Source organism: Streptomyces sp. NPDC028907 (genome assembly GCF_055564995.1).
In genome coordinates this window covers 700,759-718,213 of the sequence record NZ_JBVHVE010000002.1, presented here as the reverse complement: position 1 = coordinate 718,213, position 17,455 = coordinate 700,759, and the positions used below count along the sequence as shown (strand labels likewise).

Annotated in this window: 12 protein-coding genes; 6 read left to right on the top strand and 6 right to left on the bottom strand. The window is 71.6% G+C overall.

What is annotated here, in order from left to right; all coding sequences use genetic code 11:
- Positions 1–65: 65 nt before the first annotated feature.
- The 5 genes from ACZ4UU_RS07745 to ACZ4UU_RS07725 all read left to right on the top strand — a co-directional run bounded on the left by ACZ4UU_RS07745 (position 66) and on the right by ACZ4UU_RS07725 (position 6,379).
- Positions 66–1,253, top strand: a complete 1,188-nt coding sequence (locus ACZ4UU_RS07745; protein ID WP_468037451.1) for a PucR family transcriptional regulator — start codon at positions 66–68, stop codon at positions 1,251–1,253.
- Between the two features lie 118 nt (positions 1,254–1,371).
- Positions 1,372–2,865 (top strand): ABC transporter substrate-binding protein, encoded by a 1,494-nt coding sequence (locus ACZ4UU_RS07740; RefSeq protein ID WP_468037449.1) that lies wholly within the window; start codon positions 1,372–1,374, stop codon positions 2,863–2,865.
- The gene (locus tag ACZ4UU_RS07735) at positions 2,862–4,691 is read left to right on the top strand and encodes an ABC transporter permease subunit (protein WP_468037447.1); all 1,830 of its coding nucleotides are present in this window, start codon (positions 2,862–2,864) and stop codon (positions 4,689–4,691) included. The genes ACZ4UU_RS07740 and ACZ4UU_RS07735 overlap by 4 nt, the downstream gene beginning before the upstream one ends.
- On the top strand, positions 4,681–5,670 hold the full coding sequence (locus ACZ4UU_RS07730) for an ABC transporter ATP-binding protein (protein WP_468037445.1): 990 nt from the start codon (positions 4,681–4,683) through the stop codon (positions 5,668–5,670). Before ACZ4UU_RS07735 ends, ACZ4UU_RS07730 begins: the two co-directional genes overlap by 11 nt.
- Positions 5,663–6,379, top strand: coding sequence for an ATP-binding cassette domain-containing protein (locus ACZ4UU_RS07725; protein WP_468037443.1), 717 nt, complete (start codon positions 5,663–5,665; stop codon positions 6,377–6,379). The genes ACZ4UU_RS07730 and ACZ4UU_RS07725 overlap by 8 nt, the downstream gene beginning before the upstream one ends.
- On the opposite strand, the gene ACZ4UU_RS07720 is transcribed toward ACZ4UU_RS07725, so the two are convergent.
- Entirely contained in the window at positions 6,366–6,944 is a 579-nt protein-coding gene (locus tag ACZ4UU_RS07720) for a TetR/AcrR family transcriptional regulator (RefSeq protein WP_468037441.1), read from the bottom strand. The genes ACZ4UU_RS07725 and ACZ4UU_RS07720 overlap by 14 nt on opposite strands.
- Positions 6,945–7,040: 96 nt before the next feature.
- Here ACZ4UU_RS07720 and ACZ4UU_RS07715 point away from each other — a divergent pair, with 96 nt between their 5' ends.
- Complete coding sequence (locus tag ACZ4UU_RS07715) at positions 7,041–8,591, top strand: MFS transporter (protein WP_468037439.1); 1,551 nt, start codon at positions 7,041–7,043, stop codon at positions 8,589–8,591.
- A gap of 66 nt (positions 8,592–8,657) precedes the next feature.
- Here ACZ4UU_RS07715 and serA read toward each other — a convergent pair whose 3' ends face one another.
- The 5 genes from serA to ACZ4UU_RS07690 all read right to left on the bottom strand — a co-directional run bounded on the left by serA (position 8,658) and on the right by ACZ4UU_RS07690 (position 17,405).
- A complete protein-coding gene (gene serA / locus ACZ4UU_RS07710) occupies positions 8,658–10,247 on the bottom strand; it encodes a phosphoglycerate dehydrogenase (RefSeq protein WP_468037437.1) in 1,590 nt (529 codons plus the stop codon).
- Positions 10,248–10,511: 264 nt separating this feature from the next.
- A complete protein-coding gene (gene ilvC / locus ACZ4UU_RS07705; protein ID WP_370264994.1) occupies positions 10,512–11,510 on the bottom strand; it encodes a ketol-acid reductoisomerase in 999 nt (332 codons plus the stop codon).
- A 129-nt stretch (positions 11,511–11,639) separates the two neighbouring features.
- A complete protein-coding gene (gene ilvN, locus ACZ4UU_RS07700) occupies positions 11,640–12,164 on the bottom strand; it encodes an acetolactate synthase small subunit (protein ID WP_030051183.1) in 525 nt (174 codons plus the stop codon).
- 25 nt (positions 12,165–12,189) lie between these two features.
- Positions 12,190–14,043 (bottom strand): acetolactate synthase large subunit, encoded by a 1,854-nt coding sequence (locus ACZ4UU_RS07695; RefSeq protein ID WP_468037434.1) that lies wholly within the window; start codon positions 14,041–14,043, stop codon positions 12,190–12,192.
- 335 nt (positions 14,044–14,378) lie between these two features.
- Entirely contained in the window at positions 14,379–17,405 is a 3,027-nt protein-coding gene (locus ACZ4UU_RS07690; RefSeq protein ID WP_468037432.1) for a putative bifunctional diguanylate cyclase/phosphodiesterase, read from the bottom strand.
- Positions 17,406–17,455 lie beyond the last annotated feature (50 nt).

Genomic DNA, 17,455 nt, shown 5'->3' with positions numbered 1-17,455 from the left:
GCCATCGACAGCTGTCACGCATCCGTGCCGCAGATCTCAGACAGATGTATGAAGGGGCTGCGGAAATGCGGGAGAATGCCCGGGTGACGTCCGAATACAGGGGTGACTTCCAGGAGCTGGTCGACGAGATCTCGGAGCTGCTGGGCGTGCCGGCGACGCTGGAGAACCGGGACTTCGAGCTGATCGCCTTCGGGGCGTACGACAGCGAGGACGAGCTCGACGCGTCGGCCCTGGACCCGGTCCGCGCCCGCTCGATCCTGACCCGTCGCTCCACGGCGGCCGTACGGACGTGGTTCGAGGGCTTCGGCATCACGCGCGCGACGGGCCCGGTGCGGATCCCGCCGACTCCGGAGGCCGGGGTGTACCGGGGACGTATCTGTCTGCCGGTACGCCATCGGGGGGTCGTCCTCGGTTACGTCTGGCTCCTGGACGACGATCCGGGCCCGACCGAGCAGCAGCTGGCGGCCGCGATGGAGGTGACGGCGCGGATCGGCGCGCTGCTCGCGGACGAGGCGCAGCACGGGGCGGATCTGAGCCGGGAGCTGCGGGCGGCGCTGGTCGCGGAGCCGGGCTGGCAGGGGGACATGGCGGTGGCGGCGCTGCGCACGGCCCTCGGCGCCCGCGGCGACGGACCGCACACCGTGGTCTGTGTCGCCCCGTGGCCGTCGGCCGACCCCGACGACGCCCCGTCCGTGCGTACGGTGCCGCACGCGACGGCACTGTGCACGGTGCCGTGGGGGGCAGGCGGGCAGAGCCTCGCGGTGCTGGTGCGGCTGCGCTCGGCGGAGGTGCGGACGCCGGCCCAGGCGGCGGCGTCGAGGCTGCTCAAGGACGAGGCGGCGCGTTCGGCGGCCGGCATCGGCGCGCCGCGCACGGGCCTCGGCGAACTGCCCGCCGCATGGCGGGAGGCCTCGGCCGCGGCCCGAGCCGCCCTGGCCGAGCCCCGGTTGGGCCCGATCGCCGAGTGGGCGCACATCGGCCCGTACCGCCTGCTGACCTCCCTCCCCCCGGAGGTCACCCACGACCCCGCGGTCGCCCTCCTCCTCTCACCGGCCCACCACGAACTCGCCCGCACCGCCGAGACCTACCTCGACCGCGCCGGCCAGGCCGCCCGCACCGCCGCCGAACTCGGGATCCACCGCCAGACCCTCTACTACCGGCTCTCCCGCGTCGAACAGCTCACGGGGCTGGACCTGGACGACGGCGAGGACCGGCTTCTGCTGCACATGGCGTTGAAAGGGGCGCGGCTGTAGCCGAACGGCCGCACGCCGAGCCGTCCCGCCACCAGGGCCGATGTATTGGAAATGATTGTCATCATGTTACGGTTCGCAGCAACCGCTCTCTTGACCGCCCCTTTACCCGGAGGGTTCCGTGCGCCTCCCCGCTCGCCGTCTGCTCCCCGCCACCGCCCTCACCGCGGCCTCCGCACTGCTCACCGGCTGCTTCGCCGGGGCGGAGAACACCGCTGACGCGGGTGCGGGCGGCAAGCGTGTCCGTGTCGCGATGATGCAGCCCCCGCGCTCCGGGCTGTCGCCGCTGTCGGACGACGCGTTCAAGCTGTCGCGCTGGTCGACCGCCGAGACCCTGGTGAAGCTCGACGAGGACGGCGACGCCCGGCCCGCGCTGGCCACCAAGTGGCAGCAGTCCGGCCGCACCTGGACGTTCGAGATACGCGACGGCGTCACCTTCCACGACGGCACGAAGCTCACCCCCGAAGCCGTCGTCACCTCCCTCACCGAGGCCGCCACCGCCTCCCCCAAGCCCCGCATCCTGGACGGCGTGGACCTGACCGCGAAGGCCGCAGGCGACAAGGTCACCGTCACCACCGCCACCGAGGACCCCCTGGTCCCGCAGCGGCTCAGCTCACCGCAGCTGTCGATCCTGGCGGCCAAGGCGTACCGGGGGAAGACGGTCGACCCGGTGGGCGCCGGCACCGGCCCCTTCGAGTTGACCAAGGTCAACGGCACCGCCTCCGCCGCCCTCGACCGGTACGACGCCTACTGGGGCGGCAAGGCCAAGGCCCCCGGCATCGACGTGACGTTCGTCCCGGACGGCACCGCCCGCGCGGCGGCGCTGCGCAGCGGCGAGGCCGACATCGTCGAGGCGATACCCGTCTCGCAGGCGGCGGTGCTCGACCAGGACCTGATCACCGAGGTGCCGATGCCGCGCACCAACACGCTCTACCTCAACACCGAGCAGGGCGTCTTCAAGGACCCCTCGCTGCGGGCCGCCGCCCGCGAGGCCCTCGACGCCGAGTCGATCGTCGAGGGGGTGTACGAGGGCCGCGCCGACGTCGCCGAGGGCCTGCTCGGCCCGGCCCTGCCCTGGGCCTCCGAACTGCGCTCGCCCGTCGAGCACGCCAAGGCCGGCAAGCCGAACGGCGCGGAGATCACCATCGGCACCTTCACCGACCGGGCCGAACTGCCGGAGGTCGCCGCCGCGTTGCAGCAACAGCTGCAGAAGGCCGGGTTCAAGGTGAAGCTGGACATCCGCGAGTACGCGAACATCGAGTCCGACGCGCTCGCGGGACGCTTCGACGCGTTCATCCTCTCCCGCGCCACCGTCCTCGACTCCGGCGACCCGGCCGCGTACCTCTACAGCGACTTCGCCTCCAAGGGCACCTTCAACATCGCGCAACTGGCGTCGCCGGAGGTCGACAAGGCCCTGCAGAAGGCCTCCGACGCCAAGGTCGGCGACGCCCGCCGCAAGGCGGTCATCGAAGCCGAGGCCGCCGTGCTCGCCCAGGACGCGGCCGTACCGCTGCTCCACGAGCGGGTGATCCAGGGCGACGCGGCCGGCGTCGTCGACGCGGCCCACGACCCGCGCGAGCGCGAGCTCGTCACGGCGGACACCTACGTCAAGTGAAGGCCCCTCAGCGTCAAGCGAGGTCCAGCGCGAAGAAGTCGGCCGGCTCCGCCGGGCTGACCCGCCTCGTCTGCCTCGTCGCCGTACTGGCCACCGTAGGCCTGCTGCCCTGGCTCTCGCACCGGGACCCGGCGCTCACCGTGCTGCGCGCCCGGTCGGCCGAGCAGGAGGCGACCGAGGAGGCGCTGTCGGCGATCCGCGCGGACCTCGGGCTGGACGCCGGCCCGCTCGCCCTGCTGGGGAGGTGGGCCTCGGACCTGCTGCGCGGCGACTTCGGCACCTCCTGGGTGTCCGGCACCGACGTCCTGCCGTCCGTGATCGGCGGGCTCCAGGTGTCGCTGGGCCTGATGGGCGCGGCGCTCGGCGTGGCGGTGGTGCTCGCCGCGGTGTTGGTGGCGCCCGTGCTGGTGCGGGGGCGTGGATCGGCCGGTGCCTTCGCCGCCATGCTCGCCGCGATCCCCGAGTTCCTGCTGGCCACCGTGGTGCTGCTGGTGTGCGGGGTGTGGCTGGGGTGGCTGCCGACGGCCGGGTGGGCGGGCCCCGAGTATCTGGTGCTGCCCGCGCTCGCCCTCGGTGTCCCGGCGGGCGGCCTGCTCGGCCGGCTGGTCGCCGACGCGCTGCCCGCCGTCCTCGACGAACGGTGGGTGGAGCTGTGGCGGGGTGCGGGAGTGAGCCGTACGGCGATCTCGGTGGCCGCCCTCAAGCGCGTACTGCCGCCGCTGGTACCGCAGTTCGGGATGGTCGCCGTCGGTCTGACCGGCGGCGCGGTCGCCGTGGAGATGGTTTTCGCGGTGCCCGGCATCGGGCGTACGGCGCTCGGTGCGGCCAAGTCGCAGGATCTGCCGCTGCTCCAGGGGGCGGTGCTGGCGCTGCTGCTGCTCGGCCTGGTCGCGGGCGCGGCGGCGGCGTTCGCACGGCGCCGGCTGCTGGGCCCCGCCCTGCGTGACGCCGGCCTCACACTGCCCCCGGCACGTCCGGTCCGTTCACACCCGGCGATCCCGTTGACCCTGTTCACAGTCCTCGCCGTGACGATCGGCTGGGGCCTGCTGCGCGACCCGTACACCGTCGACACCGCCGCCCGGCTCGCCGCCCCAACCTGGGCCCACCCGCTCGGCACCGACGCCCTCGGCCGTGACGTGCTCGCCCGGCTCGGACACGGCGCCGCCTCGACCGTCGGCACGGCCGCCGCCATCTGCGCACTGAGCCTGCTGGTCGCGCTCGCCCTCGGCTTCCTGCCCGGCGTCGCGGCGGGCGCCGCGGACATCGCCAACGCCCTGCCGCCGGTGATCGTCGGCATCCTGGTCGCCGCGGCGGTCGGCCCCGGCACCGGCGGCGCCGCCCTCGCGGTCGCGCTGATCTCCTGGCCGGCGCTGTCCGCACACGCGGCGGCACTGGTGCAGGAGGTACGGGCGTCGGCGTTCCTGACCGCCCAACGCGCCATGGGCGCGACCCCGCTGTGGATCCTCACCCGGCACGTCCTGCCGTCCGTCGCCGCGCCCGTCGCCCGGCACGCCCTCCTCCGCCTCCCCGGCATCGCCCTCGCCCTGGCCTCCCTCGGTTTCCTGGGCCTGGGCGCCCAGCCGCCCGCCCCCGAGTGGGGCCTGCTCCTCGACGAGTCACGTGCCTACGTCGAACGCGCTCCCTGGGCAGCCCTCGCCCCGGCCGTCGCGCTCGCCCTGCTGGCGGGCCTCGCCGTGTCGGGTGCGGCGGCCGTAGAGGGCCGGAGGGTGCGGCGAGCCGCGCCGACCACGAAGAAACCCGCGGCGCGGAAGCCCTCAGCGAGGAAGCCCCCGGCAGGGAAGAAGGAGACCTCCGTTGCCGTCTGATCCGCCTCTCTCGCCCGCTGCACCACCCCCGCCCGAACCGCTGCTCTCCGTGCGCGACCTGCGGATCGCCTTCGACGGCGTCGAGGCCGTGCGCGGCCTGTCCTTCGACGTCCGCCCGCGCGAAGTGCTCGCGATCGTCGGCGAGTCCGGCGCGGGCAAGTCCCTCACGGCTCGGGCGCTGCTGGGCATGCTGCCCCGGGGCGCCACGACGAGCGGGACGGTCGAGCCCGACCTCACGGCGCACCGCGGCCGCCGTATCTCCCTGGTCCCGCAGGACGCCCTGTCCGCGCTCTCCCCCGTACACCCGGTGGGCGACCAACTCGCCGCCGCCGTACGGTCGGTGGCCCGCGTCTCCCGCAGGGAGGCCCGCGCCCGGGCGGTCGCAGCGCTCGACCGGGTCGGCATCCCGGACGCCGCCCGCACGGCTCGGGCGTATCCGCACGAGTACTCCGGCGGCATGCGGCAGCGCGCGGTCATCGCCATGGCGACGATCAACGAACCCGACGTCGTCGTCGCCGACGAGCCCACCACAGCCCTCGACGAGGACCGCCGCGACCAGGTGCTGCGCGTGCTTGCCGAGCAGCGCGAGGCCGTGGGCGCCACGCTCGTCCTGGTCACCCACGACATGGACGTCGTACGCGACCACGCGGACCGCGTGCTGGTCATGTACGCCGGCCGTCTCACCGAACTCGGCCCGGCGGACGAGGTGCTGACCCGGCCCCGGGCCCCGTACACGGCGGGCCTGCTGGCCTCCCTCCCCCAGCACGCGCTTCCGGGCCGCCGCCTCCCCGCCCTCCGCGGCACCCCACCCGCCCCGGCCGCGCTCCCACCCGGCTGCGCCTTCACGCCCCGCTGCCCCCTAGCGGCGGACGTCTGCGCGACGGCGGAACCGGAGCCGCAGGAGGTGGAGGAACGCCTGGTTTCCTGTCACCGCTGGCCCGAACTTCCGTACCCGGCAACGGAGTTGTTCCATGAGTGACGCCCTGCCCGACACCCCGCCCGACACTCCGGTCGACGCCCTGCTCGACGTCCGCGACCTCGTCGTCCGCTACGGCGACGTCACGGCCGTAGACCACGTCTCGTTCACCCTGGCCCCCGGCGAGACCCTCGCCCTCAACGGCCCGTCCGGCTGCGGCAAGTCCTCCACGGCGCTCGCGGTGCTCCAGCTGCGCCGCCCGGACTCCGGTGAAGTCGTCTTCGAGGGCCGGGAGCTGACAACCCTCACCGAACGCGAGCTGCGCCCGCTCCGCCCCCGTATGCAGCCCGTCTTCCAGGACCCGTACGGCTCCCTGAGCCCGCGCCACCGCATCCGTGACGCGGTGGCGGAACCACTGAGGGTCCAGGGCCGCTGGAGCGCGGCCGACGGCCCGGCCCGCGTCGCCGAACTCCTCGACCGGGTGGGCCTCGACGCGTCGTACGGCGACCGCCTCCCGCACGAGCTCTCCGGCGGCCAGTGCCAACGCGCCGGAATCGCCCGCGCCCTGGCCTCCGACCCCCGCCTGCTGGTCCTGGACGAGCCGGTCTCGTCCCTCGACCCCTCCGTCCGGGCCGGCGTACTGAACCTGCTCGCCGACCTCCAGGACGACCTCGGCCTCGGCTACCTGTTCATCTGCCACGACCGGGCTGTCGTCCGGCATGTCGCGGACCGGGCGATCGAGATGCGCGAGGGACGCGTCATCTCCGGGTAGCGGCCTCGATCACCTGCCGCAGCCCTTCCGCCAGCTGGTCGGCCTCCGGTGCGGTCTTCGGGTCGAAGGTCCACTGCGCCATGACGCCCATCATCAAGGTCAGGTAGAAGTAGCCGAGGGTGTCCACGGTCTCCTCCGGGACATCCTCCTCGCGCCCCCCGTGGAAGAGCGTCACGATGCCGCGCGCGCCCCCGCGCTGGGCCCGCGCCAGATGCTCCCGCACCTCGGGCAGCTGATCGCCCATGACCACGATCTCCATGCTGAGCCGCCACATCGAGCCGGGGTCCCGCATGGTGCCGATGATGTTCGACCACACCTCGGCGAACCGCTCGATCGAGCCGGGCTCCCCACTGAGCTCGCCGCCGCCCTCGAAGGCGTCCGACATGCCCTCCACCATCTCGACGTACGCCTGCGCCAGCAGCGCGTCCTTCGAGCCGTAGTGGTAGCCGATCGACGCCAGGTTGGTCCCCGACTCCTTGACGACGTCGCGCGCGGTCGTGCGCACGAACCCCTTCGCCAGCAGGCAGCGCTTGGCGCCTTCGAGCAGATCCTCACGGTGTCCCATGGCATCACCCTACTCCGGATCCATACGACCGTCCTAGACGTACGTCTTATACAAGCGTTCTAGACAAGCGTTTAAGACGCGCGTACATTCACCGCCATGACAACGAACCCGCTGAGCCCTTCGACGGGCACCCGAGCCGGCCGCCGCGAATGGACCGCCCTCGGCGTCCTGATGCTTCCGCTTCTGCTGGTCTCGATGGACGTCTCGGTCCTGTACTTCGCGATCCCGGCGATCAGCGCGGACCTGGCGCCGAGCGGCACCCAGCAGCTGTGGATCTTCGACATCTACGGCTTCGTCCTGGCCGGCCTGCTGATGACGATGGGCTCGCTCGGCGACCGCATCGGCCACCGCCGCCTCCTGCTGATCGGCGCCGTCGCCTTCGGCGCCGCCTCGCTGCTGGCGGCCTACGCGCACAGCGCCGAGGTCCTGATCGCGGCCCGCGCGGTCCTCGGCATCGGCGGCGCGACCCTGATGCCGGCGACGATGGCCATCCTGCGCACGATGTTCACCGACCCCGCGCAGCGCGCGAAGGCGATCGGCATGTGGTCGGGTGTGATGACGGCCGGCGTGGCCCTCGGTTCGGTGATGAGCGGAGTCCTGGTCGAGCACTTCTGGTGGGGCTCGGTCTTCCTGGTCAACCTGCCCGCGATGGCGCTCCTGCTGCTCCTCGGCCCCTTCCTGCTGCCCGAGTCGCGAAACCCCGCGCCCAGCCGCTTCGACTGGCTGAGCATTCCGCTGTCCATGGCGGCCGTACTGCCCGTGGTCTACGGCCTGAAGGAGATCCCGTCCGAGGGCTGGAACGTCCGCTACGTCGTCTCGATCACCGTCGGCCTGCTGTTCGCGGCCCTCTTCGTCCACCGCCAGCGCACGGCCGCGGCCCCGATGATCTCCCCGGCCCTGTTCCGCGGACGCGGCTTCGCGCCCTCCGTGGCCCTCAACCTCGTGTGCATGTTCGGCGTGCTGGGCTCGTCCTACTTCACCACGCAGTACCTTCAGTCGGTGCTCGGCATGGGCGCCCTGGAGGCGGCTTTGTGGGCGCTGCTGCCGTCGGTGCCGATCGGCGCGGCGGGACCGCTCGCGACCCAGCTGGTGCAGCGGGGCGTCCACCGCGCCTATGTCGTCACCGCGGGCTTCGCGGTCTCCGCGGCCGGTTTCGCGCTGCTGTCCCTCGCCGGCACGGACTCGCTCTGGCTGGTGCTGACCGCGTGCGCGGTGATCGCCGTCGGAGGCGTCACGGTGATGTCCCAGATCATGGACCTCGCGATGGGCTCCGCCCCGGTGGAACGGGCGGGCTCCGCGTCCTCCCTGCTGGAGACCGGTGCCGAGTTCGGCGGCGCCCTCGGCATGGCCGTCCTCGGCTCGATCGGTACGGCGGTCTACCGCCACGAGATCCCGGCGTCGGCGCCGGACGTGGCGCACGAGACGCTCGGCGGAGCGCTGGCGGTCGCCGACCGGGTCCCGGGCCTGGCCACCGCCGCGCGGGAGGCGTTCACCAGCGGGATGCAGGGGGCGGCGATCGCGGGAGCGGTGCTGCTCGCGGGGGCCGCGGTGCTGGCGGCGGTGACGCTGCGGCGGGTCGAGGTCCGGGAGCAGCAAGCATGCGAAACGCCGGACGGGCCGAGTCACCTCAGCCCGTCCGGCGTTTGAGGACGAGGCCCGTTCAGGGCCGATGCGGGGGTCTGGGGGCGGCAGCCCCCAGCCACGGTGGTGGACCTAGGCCAGGTTCACCGCACGAGCCGACGTGGCCCCGATCTCCTCGGCGACCTCGGTCAGCACCCCGGCGGGCACCGTGTCGTCGACGGTCAGGACGGCCAGCGCCTCACCACCGGCGACGGCACGCGAGACCTGCATGCCGGCGATGTTGATGCCCGCCTCGCCGAAGACCCGGCCGACGGTGCCGACGACACCGGGACGGTCCTCGTACTTCAGGACGACCATGTGGTCGGCGAGCGCGAGGTCCACGTCGTAGTCGCCGACCGCGACGATCTTCTGGAGGTGCTTGGGGCCGGCCAGCGTGCCGGAGACGGACACCTCCTCGCCGCCCGAGAGCGTGCCGCGCACGGTGACGACGTTGCGGTGGTCGGTGGCCTCCGAGCTGGTGGTCAGCCGGACCTCGACACCCCGCTCCTGGGCGAACAGCGGCGCGTTGACGTACGACACCGTCTCGTCGACGACGTCCTCGAAGACACCCTTGAGGGCGCTGAGCTCCAGCACCTTCACGTCGTGCTGGGTGATCTCGCCGTAGACCTCGACGTCGAGGCGGACCGCGACCTCACCGGCGAGCGCCGTGAAGATCCGGCCCAGGCGCTCGGCGAGCGGCAGGCCCGGCTTGACGTCCTCGGCGATGACGCCGCCCTGGACGTTCACCGCGTCCGGCACGAGCTCACCGGCGAGGGCGAGGCGCACCGAGCGGGCGACGGCGATACCGGCCTTCTCCTGCGCCTCGTCGGTGGAGGCGCCGAGGTGCGGGGTGGCGACGACCTGGTCGAACTCGAACAGCGGGGAGTCCGTGCAGGGCTCCTTCGCGTACACGTCGAGACCGGCGCCGGCGACCCGGCCCTCCTTGAGGGCGGAGTACAGCGCCTCCTCGTCGACGATCCCGCCGCGCGCGGCGTTGACGATGCGCACGCTCGGCTTGACCTTGCGCAGCGCCTCGTCGCCGATGAGGCCCACGGTCTCGGGGGTCTTGGGCAGGTGGACGGTGATGAAGTCGGAGACCTCGAGCAGCTCGTCCAGCGAGAGCACCTTGACGCCCATCTGGGCGGCGCGCGCGGGCTGGATGTAGGGGTCGTAGGCGACGACCTTCATGCCGAAGCCGGACATGCGCTGGGCGACCAGCGCGCCGATGCGGCCCAGACCCACGACACCGAGGGTCTTCTCGGCGAGCTCCACGCCCGTGTACTTGCTGCGCTTCCACTCGCCGTTCTTCAGCGCGGCGTTGGCCTGCGGGATGTGGCGGGCGGTGGCGACGAGGAGACCGCAGGCCAGCTCGGCGGCGGTCACGATGTTCGAGGTGGGGGCGTTGACGACCATCACGCCGGCCTTGGTGGCGGCGGAGACGTCGACGTTGTCCAGGCCGACGCCGGCTCGGGCGACGACCTTCAGCTTGTTCGCGGCGGCGATGGCCTCGGCGTCGACCTTGGTGGCGGAGCGGATCAGAATCGCGTCCACTTCGGCGATGGCCGGGAGCAGTTCGGCTCGGTCCGCTCCGTTGCAGTGGCGAATCTCGAAGTCGGGGCCAAGCGCGTCCACGGTCGCGGGCGACAGCTCTTCAGCGATGAGTACGACGGGTTTCGAGCTCACGTGAGTCCTCACAAGTCCAATGCGGACGGCCGTCCCGACGGCCGCAGGCGGTGGAGGGGGCTTGCCGCGTGGAAGACGCACGACGTTGTGGGCCTGACGCGTATGTAGTACGGCAGTGTAGTGCCGTGGCGGAGGGCGTCTTGCGCCTCTGCGGAAGGATCACCCGGACGAGAAACGCCATTTTGTAGGGGTCTCCGGGTCGGGTCCGGGGCAAAGCCCCGTGGCGGTACCCCCAGCCGAGGGTACCGCCACGGAAGGCGTGGCTCACGCCTCTTCGTCGACCCAGCTCATCAGCTTGCGCAGCTGCTTGCCGGTGGTCTCCAGCAGGTGCTCGGAGTCCTGCTTCTTGTACTCGTTGTACTTCTTCAGACCGCCGTGGTACTCGTCCATCCACTGCTGCGCGAAGGTGCCGTCCTGGATCTCGGCGAGGACCTTCTTCATCTCGGCCTTGGTGGCGTCCGTGATGATCCGCGGGCCGGTGACGTAGTCGCCCCACTCGGCGGTCTCGGAGATCGACCAGCGCATCTTCTCCAGGCCGCCCTCGTACATGAGGTCCACGATCAGCTTCAGCTCGTGCAGGCACTCGAAGTACGCGATCTCCGGCTGGTATCCGGCCTCGGTCAGCGTCTCGAAACCGGCCTTGACCAGCGCGGCCGTACCACCGCAGAGAACGGCCTGCTCACCGAACAGGTCGGTCTCGGTCTCCTCGGTGAAGGTCGTCTTGATGACGCCCGCGCGGGTGCCGCCGATGCCCTTGGCGTACGACAGGGCCAGCGCGAAGGCGTTGCCGGAGGCGTCCTGCTCGACGGCCGCGATGCACGGAACGCCGCGGCCCTCCTCGTACTGGCGGCGCACCAGGTGGCCCGGGCCCTTCGGGGCGACCATGCAGACGTCGACGCCGGCCGGGGGCTTGATGAAGCCGTAGCGGATGTTCAGGCCGTGGCCGAAGAACAGCGCGTCGCCGTCGTTCAGGTTCGGGGCGATGTGCTCCTCGTAGACCTGGGCCTGGATCGGGTCCGGGACGAGGATCATGATGACGTCGGCCTCGGCGGCGGCCTCGGACGGGCTCACCACGCGCAGGCCCTGTTCCTCGGCCTTCGCCTTGGACTTGGAGCCCTCGTGCAGACCGACACGGACGTCGACACCCGAGTCACGGAGCGACAGCGCGTGGGCGTGGCCCTGGCTGCCGTAACCGATGACCGCGACCTTGCGGCCCTGGATGATGGACAGGTCGGCGTCGGCGTCGTAGAACAGCTCGGCCACTTTGGGTTCTCTCCTTGTGTGCAGGTGTTGCGTCCCACCGTATGACGGCGGGGGGAAGGGAAGTTTCGGGGTCTCGCTATACGGGCGCGATCCGGACGGCCGGTGTCACCCGACCGTCCGAACGCGTCCTTACGCCGACCGGTCGAGCGCGCGCAGCGAGCGGTCCGTGATCGAGCGGGCGCCGCGGCCGATCGCGATGGTGCCGGACTGGACGAGCTCCTTGATGCCGAACGGCTCCAGCATCTTCAGCATGGCCTCCAGCTTGTCGCTGGAGCCGGTGGCCTCGATGGTGACGGCCTCCGGGGAGACGTCGACGGTCTTGGCGCGGAAGAGCTGGACGATCTCGATGATCTGGGAGCGGGTCTCGTTGTCGGCGCGCACCTTCACCAGAACGAGTTCGCGCTGAACGGCCGAGCCCGGCTCCAGCTCGACGATCTTCAGCACGTTGACCAGCTTGTTGAGCTGCTTGGTCACCTGCTCCAGCGGGAGGTCGGCGACGCTCACCACGATGGTGATGCGGGAGATGTCGGGGTGCTCGGTGACACCGACCGCGAGCGAGTCGATGTTGAAGCCGCGGCGGGAGAACAGCGCGGCGATCCGGGCGAGGATGCCCGGCGTGTTCTCCACCAGGACGGAGAGCGTGTGCTTGGACATGGTCTGCTTCCTTTACCTACGGCTCTCAGTCGTCTTCGTTGTCGCCGAAGTCGGGGCGGACGTCCCGGGCGGCCATGATCTCGTCGTTGGAGGTGCCGGCGGCGACCATCGGCCACACCATGGCGTCCTCGTGGACGATGAAGTCGACGACGACGGGGCGGTCGTTGATGGAGTTCGCCTCTTCGATGACCTTGTCGAGGTCCTCGGGCCGCTCGCAGCGGATGGCGTAGCAGCCCATGGCCTCCGACAGCTTCACGAAGTCCGGCACGCGCGTGCCGGCGCTCGGCTGCTTGCCGTCGGCCTCGGGGCCCGAGTGCAGCACGGTGTTGGAGTAGCGCTGGTTGTAGAAGAGGGTCTGCCACTGGCGGACCATCCCGAGGGCGCCGTTGTTGATGATGGCGACCTTGATCGGGATGTTGTTCAGGGCGCAGGTGGTGAGCTCCTGATTGGTCATCTGGAAGCAGCCGTCGCCGTCGATCGCCCAGACCGCCTTGTCCGGCGCTCCGGCCTTGGCGCCCATCGCGGCCGGGACCGCGTAGCCCATCGTCCCGGCGCCCCCGGAGTTCAGCCAGGTCGCGGGCTTGTCGTACTGGATGAAGTGCGCGGCCCACATCTGGTGCTGGCCGACGCCCGCCGCGAAGACCGTGCCCTCCGGGGCGAGTTGGCCGATGCGTTCGATGACCTGCTGCGGGGACAGCGAGCCGTCCTCGGGCTGGTCGTAGCCGAGCGGGTAGGTCTCGCGCCAGCGGGACAGGTCCTTCCACCAGGCGCTGTAGTCGCCCTGGTGCCCCTCGGCGTGCTCCTTCTGCACGGCCTGGACGAGGTCGGCGATGACCTCGCGGGCGTCCCCGACGATCGGCACGTCGGCGGCGCGGTTCTTGCCGATCTCGGCCGGGTCGATGTCGGCGTGGACGATCTTGGCGTACGGGGCGAAGCTGTCCAGCTTGCCGGTGACGCGGTCGTCGAAGCGGGCTCCGAGGGCGACGATCAGGTCGGCCTTCTGCAGCGCGGTGACGGCGGTGACCGCACCGTGCATGCCCGGCATTCCCACGTGCAGCGGGTGGCTGTCGGGGAATGCGCCGAGCGCCATCAGGGTGGTGGTGACGGGCGCTCCGGTGAGTTCGGCGAGGACCTTCAGCTCGGTGGTGGCACCGGCCTTGATCACGCCGCCGCCGACGTACAGGACCGGCCGCTTCGCGGCGGTGATCAGCTTGGCGGCCTCGCGGATCTGCTTGGCGTGCGGCTTGGTCACCGGGCGGTAGCCGGGCAGGTCCATGGCGGGCGGCCAGGAGAAGGTCGTCTTCGCCTGGAGGGCGTCCTTGGCGATGTCGACCAGGACCGGGCCGGGCCGGCCGGTGGAGGCGATGTGGAACGCCTGCGCGATGATCCGCGGGATGTCCTCGGCCTTGGTGACCAGGAAGTTGTGCTTGGTGATCGGCATGGTGATGCCGACGATGTCCGCCTCCTGGAAGGCGTCCGTACCGATCGCCTTGGACGCCACCTGCCCGGTGATCGCCACGAGCGGCACCGAGTCCATGTGCGCGTCCGCGATCGGCGTGACCAGGTTGGTGGCACCCGGCCCCGAGGTCGCCATGCAGACACCGACCCGGCCGGTGGCCTGGGCGTAACCGGTGGCGGCGTGGCCGGCGCCCTGCTCGTGCCGGACCAGGACGTGACGCACCCGGGTGGAGTCCATCAGCGGGTCGTACGCGGGAAGGATCGCACCGCCGGGAATGCCGAATACCGTGTCGGCGCCGACCTCCTCGAGCGAACGGATGAGGGACTGCGCACCCGTGACGTGCTCGGGGGCGGACGGGTGTCCTCCGGATCGGGGCCGCGGCTGCGGGTGAGCCCCGGTGGCCTGCTCGGTCATCGGCATTCTCTTCTCGATGCTGAGGGTTTTTGCGAGGTTTGGGCGGAGTTTCGGTGCTGCACGACTGGTGCTTGTGCAACAAAAAACCCCTCGTGCCAAAAGGCAAGCGAGGGGAGCGCGCCGGGTGGGGTCGCTGGGAGTTCCGGGTCTGTCCGGACGTCACCAGCTTCAGCCGACGCGCTTTCCAAGTACGAGAATTCGGGTGCGCATGGCACTGACCCTCTCCCCGGCGCACACCCACTGTCAAGTAGGTGGGACGGGAGTCTCATTATGTGAACGCAGGGCACATCCGCCTCCCAGAACGGCGGCCACACCACTGGTGTACACCCCAGAGCCCCCTTTCACCTCCGGGGCGCCGCAGTCGGCGTAGAGGCCACGACCGTGCTCAGCCCTTCGGACCTGCGTGCGCTCGTGCCCTCCACGCCGACGCGTCCCTGCGGCTCTCTCGCGCCACCCGCGAAAGCGGGCTCCACCGGCCCGTGCGGCACCGGATAGCGGCCGGCACCGATCGCCCGGCGCAGCCGGTACTCGTCCAGCGGCCCGGAGAACGCCATCCCCTGCCCGTGCGTGCACCCCATCGCCCGCAGCGCGACGACCTGTTCCGGCAGGTCCACGCCGTCGGCCACGGACTGGAGCCCGAGGTCGCCGGCGATCCGCAGCAGCCCACCGGTGATCTTGTGCAGCCGCGCGGACTCGACGACCCCCTCGACCAGACCGCGGTCGAGTTTGAGGACGTCGACGGGGAGCCGGCGCAGGGCCGTGAGCGCCGCGTAGCCGCTGCCGAAGCCGTCCAGGGCGATCCGGACGCCGACTCGGCGCAGACCGCTCAGACGCCGCTCCAGCTCGTCCAGCGAGACACGGGGGTCGAGGTCGGACAACTCGATGATCAGCGACCCCGGCGGCAGCCCGTGCCGGGTCAGCAGCGCCTCGATCGAGCCGAGCGGCATCGACCGGTCCAGCAGTCGGCGGGCACTCATCCGTACGGCCACGGGTACGGCGAGCCCGGTCGCGGTGCGCTCGGCGGCCTGCTCGACGGCCTCCTCCAGCATCCATCGGCCCAGCTCGGCCGTCTTGTCGCTGTCCTCGGCCACCCGCAGGAACTCGGCGGGCGTGAACAGCACCCCTTGCGAGGACCGCCAGCGCGCCTGGGTGGCGACCGACGTGATCCGGCCGTTCTCCAGGCACACCACCGGCTGGTGCAGCAGCGCGAACTCGCCGTCGTGCAGCGCGGCACGCAGGCGCGTGGCCAGCTCCGCCTTGCGCACGACGTCCTGCTGCATCTGCGGCTTGTACAGCTCGACGCGGCCCTTGCCGCCCGCCTTGGCCCGGTACATCGCCAGGTCGGCGTTGCGCAGCAGCTCCCCCGCGCCGAGCCCCGGCTCGGCGAAGGCGACGCCGATGGAGGCGTTGACACGGACATCGTTGCCGTCGATGAGGTACGGCTGGGACAGCGTCACCCTGAGGCGGTCGGCGAGCTCCAGGATGTGTCGTTCTCGTGCGGTGCGGTCACGGGTGCCGTCACCGGCGATCAGGGCCGCGAACTCGTCGCCGCCGAGCCGGGACGCGGTGTCCCCGCCCCGGACGGCGTCCTGGAGTCTGCGGGCGGCCTGGACGAGCAGTTCGTCCCCGGCCTGGTGCCCGATGGTGTCGTTGACGCCCTTGAAACCGTCGAGGTCGATGAAGAGGACGGCCGTGTTGCGCAGGGCGATGCCCCGGTCGGAGGCGCGGCGGCCGGACAGGGCCTGCTGGACCCGCTTGGTGAACAGGGCGCGGTTGGGCAGGTCGGTGAGCGGGTCGTGCTCGGCGTTGTGCTGGAGCTGCGCCTGCAGGCGCACTCTTTCGGTCACGTCCCGGCTGTTGAAGATGAGGCCGCCGTGGTGGCGGTTGACGGTCGATTCGACGTTGAGCCAGCCGTCGTCACCGGACCGGAAGCGGCACTCGATGCGCGTAGTGGGTTCCTCAAGTGGGCTGGCGGCGAGGAAGCGGCGCACTTCGTGCACCACACAGCCCAGGTCCTCCGGGTGGATGAGATTGGCCAGTTCGGTACCCACCAGCTCCTCGGCGGAGCGGCCGTAGACCCCGGCGGCGGCCGGGGAGACGTACCGGAGGATGCCGTTGGGTGCGGCGATCATGATGACGTCGCTGGAGCCCTGCACCAGGGAGCGGAAGTGGTTCTCCTTCTGCGCCAGTTCCTGGGTGAGGGTGATGTTGTCGAGCAGCATGATGCCCTGGCGCATCACGAGAGCGAGCACGACCGTGCCACCGGTGATGAGCACCACGCGGTCGACGCTGCGGCCGTTGAGGACGTTGTAGAGGATCCCCAGGGTGCAGACGGCGGCGGCGAGGTACGGCGTGAGCGCGGCCAGGGAGCCCGCGATCGGCCGGGTGATCGGGTACCGGGTGTGATCACTCCCCGGCGCGGGTGGTGTGTGATGGTGGCTCGTGCCGCGCTGTCCGGGCACGTGCTCGTGCACCACGCGCGTGTGCCCGGTCCCGTCGTGCCGTTCGCCGTCCGCGTTTCTCGGCGCGGCCCACGGGGCGTACGCCAGGAGCAGCGAGCCGGCGAACCAGCCCGCGTCGAGGAGTTGGCCGGAGCGGTAGCTGTTGTGCAGCAGTGGCGAGGTGAACAGGGCGTCGCACATCACGGTCAGCGCGAGCGCGCCGATCGCGGTGTTGACCGCGGTGCGGTTCGCCGAGGAGCGGCGGAAGTGCAGTGCGAGCACCATGCTGACCAGGGCGATGTCGAGCAGCGGGTAGGCGAGCGACAGCGCGGTGTGCGCCACGCTCTCGCCGCCGCCGGCGTCGATCTTGGCCGCCTGGGCGAGGGCCAGGCTCCAGGCCAGCGTCAGCAGCGATCCGCCGATCAGCCAGGCGTCCAGGCCCAGGCAGACCCAGCCGGCCTTCGTCACCGGACGCTTGGCGAGCACCAGGAGTCCCACGATGGCGGGCGGCGCGAAGCAGAGGAAGAACCCGTCGGCGTAGGAGGGGCTGGGCACGGGCCGTTGGAGGACGACCTCGTACCACCCCCAGACCAGGTTTCCGAGGGCCGCCATCGCGGAGGAGAGGGCGAACAGCAGCCAGGCGGGTCGAAAGCGGATGCGGCGGCTACGGGCGTAGCGGAAGCAGGACACCGCGGCCGCGCCGGCCGCGGCTGCCAGCCCGAAGTCACCCATGATCAGCGCGACTTGGTTCGAACCCCAGCCGAGCGCGGAACCGACGGCGTATCCCGCGCACAGCAGGGCCAGAACGACTTGCGGGACGAATCCCGTGCCGCCCCGGAACGAGGGGCGGGGCAGTGTCGCCGCCGACGAAGGCTGCGCCCGCAGCCCTGCGTCGAGCGTGCTCGTGGAGGGCGGCGGCGAACTCACCGGGTCCTCCCGGTCCGTGCCGCTCGCGGGTCCCGAGGGTCCCGGTGCGC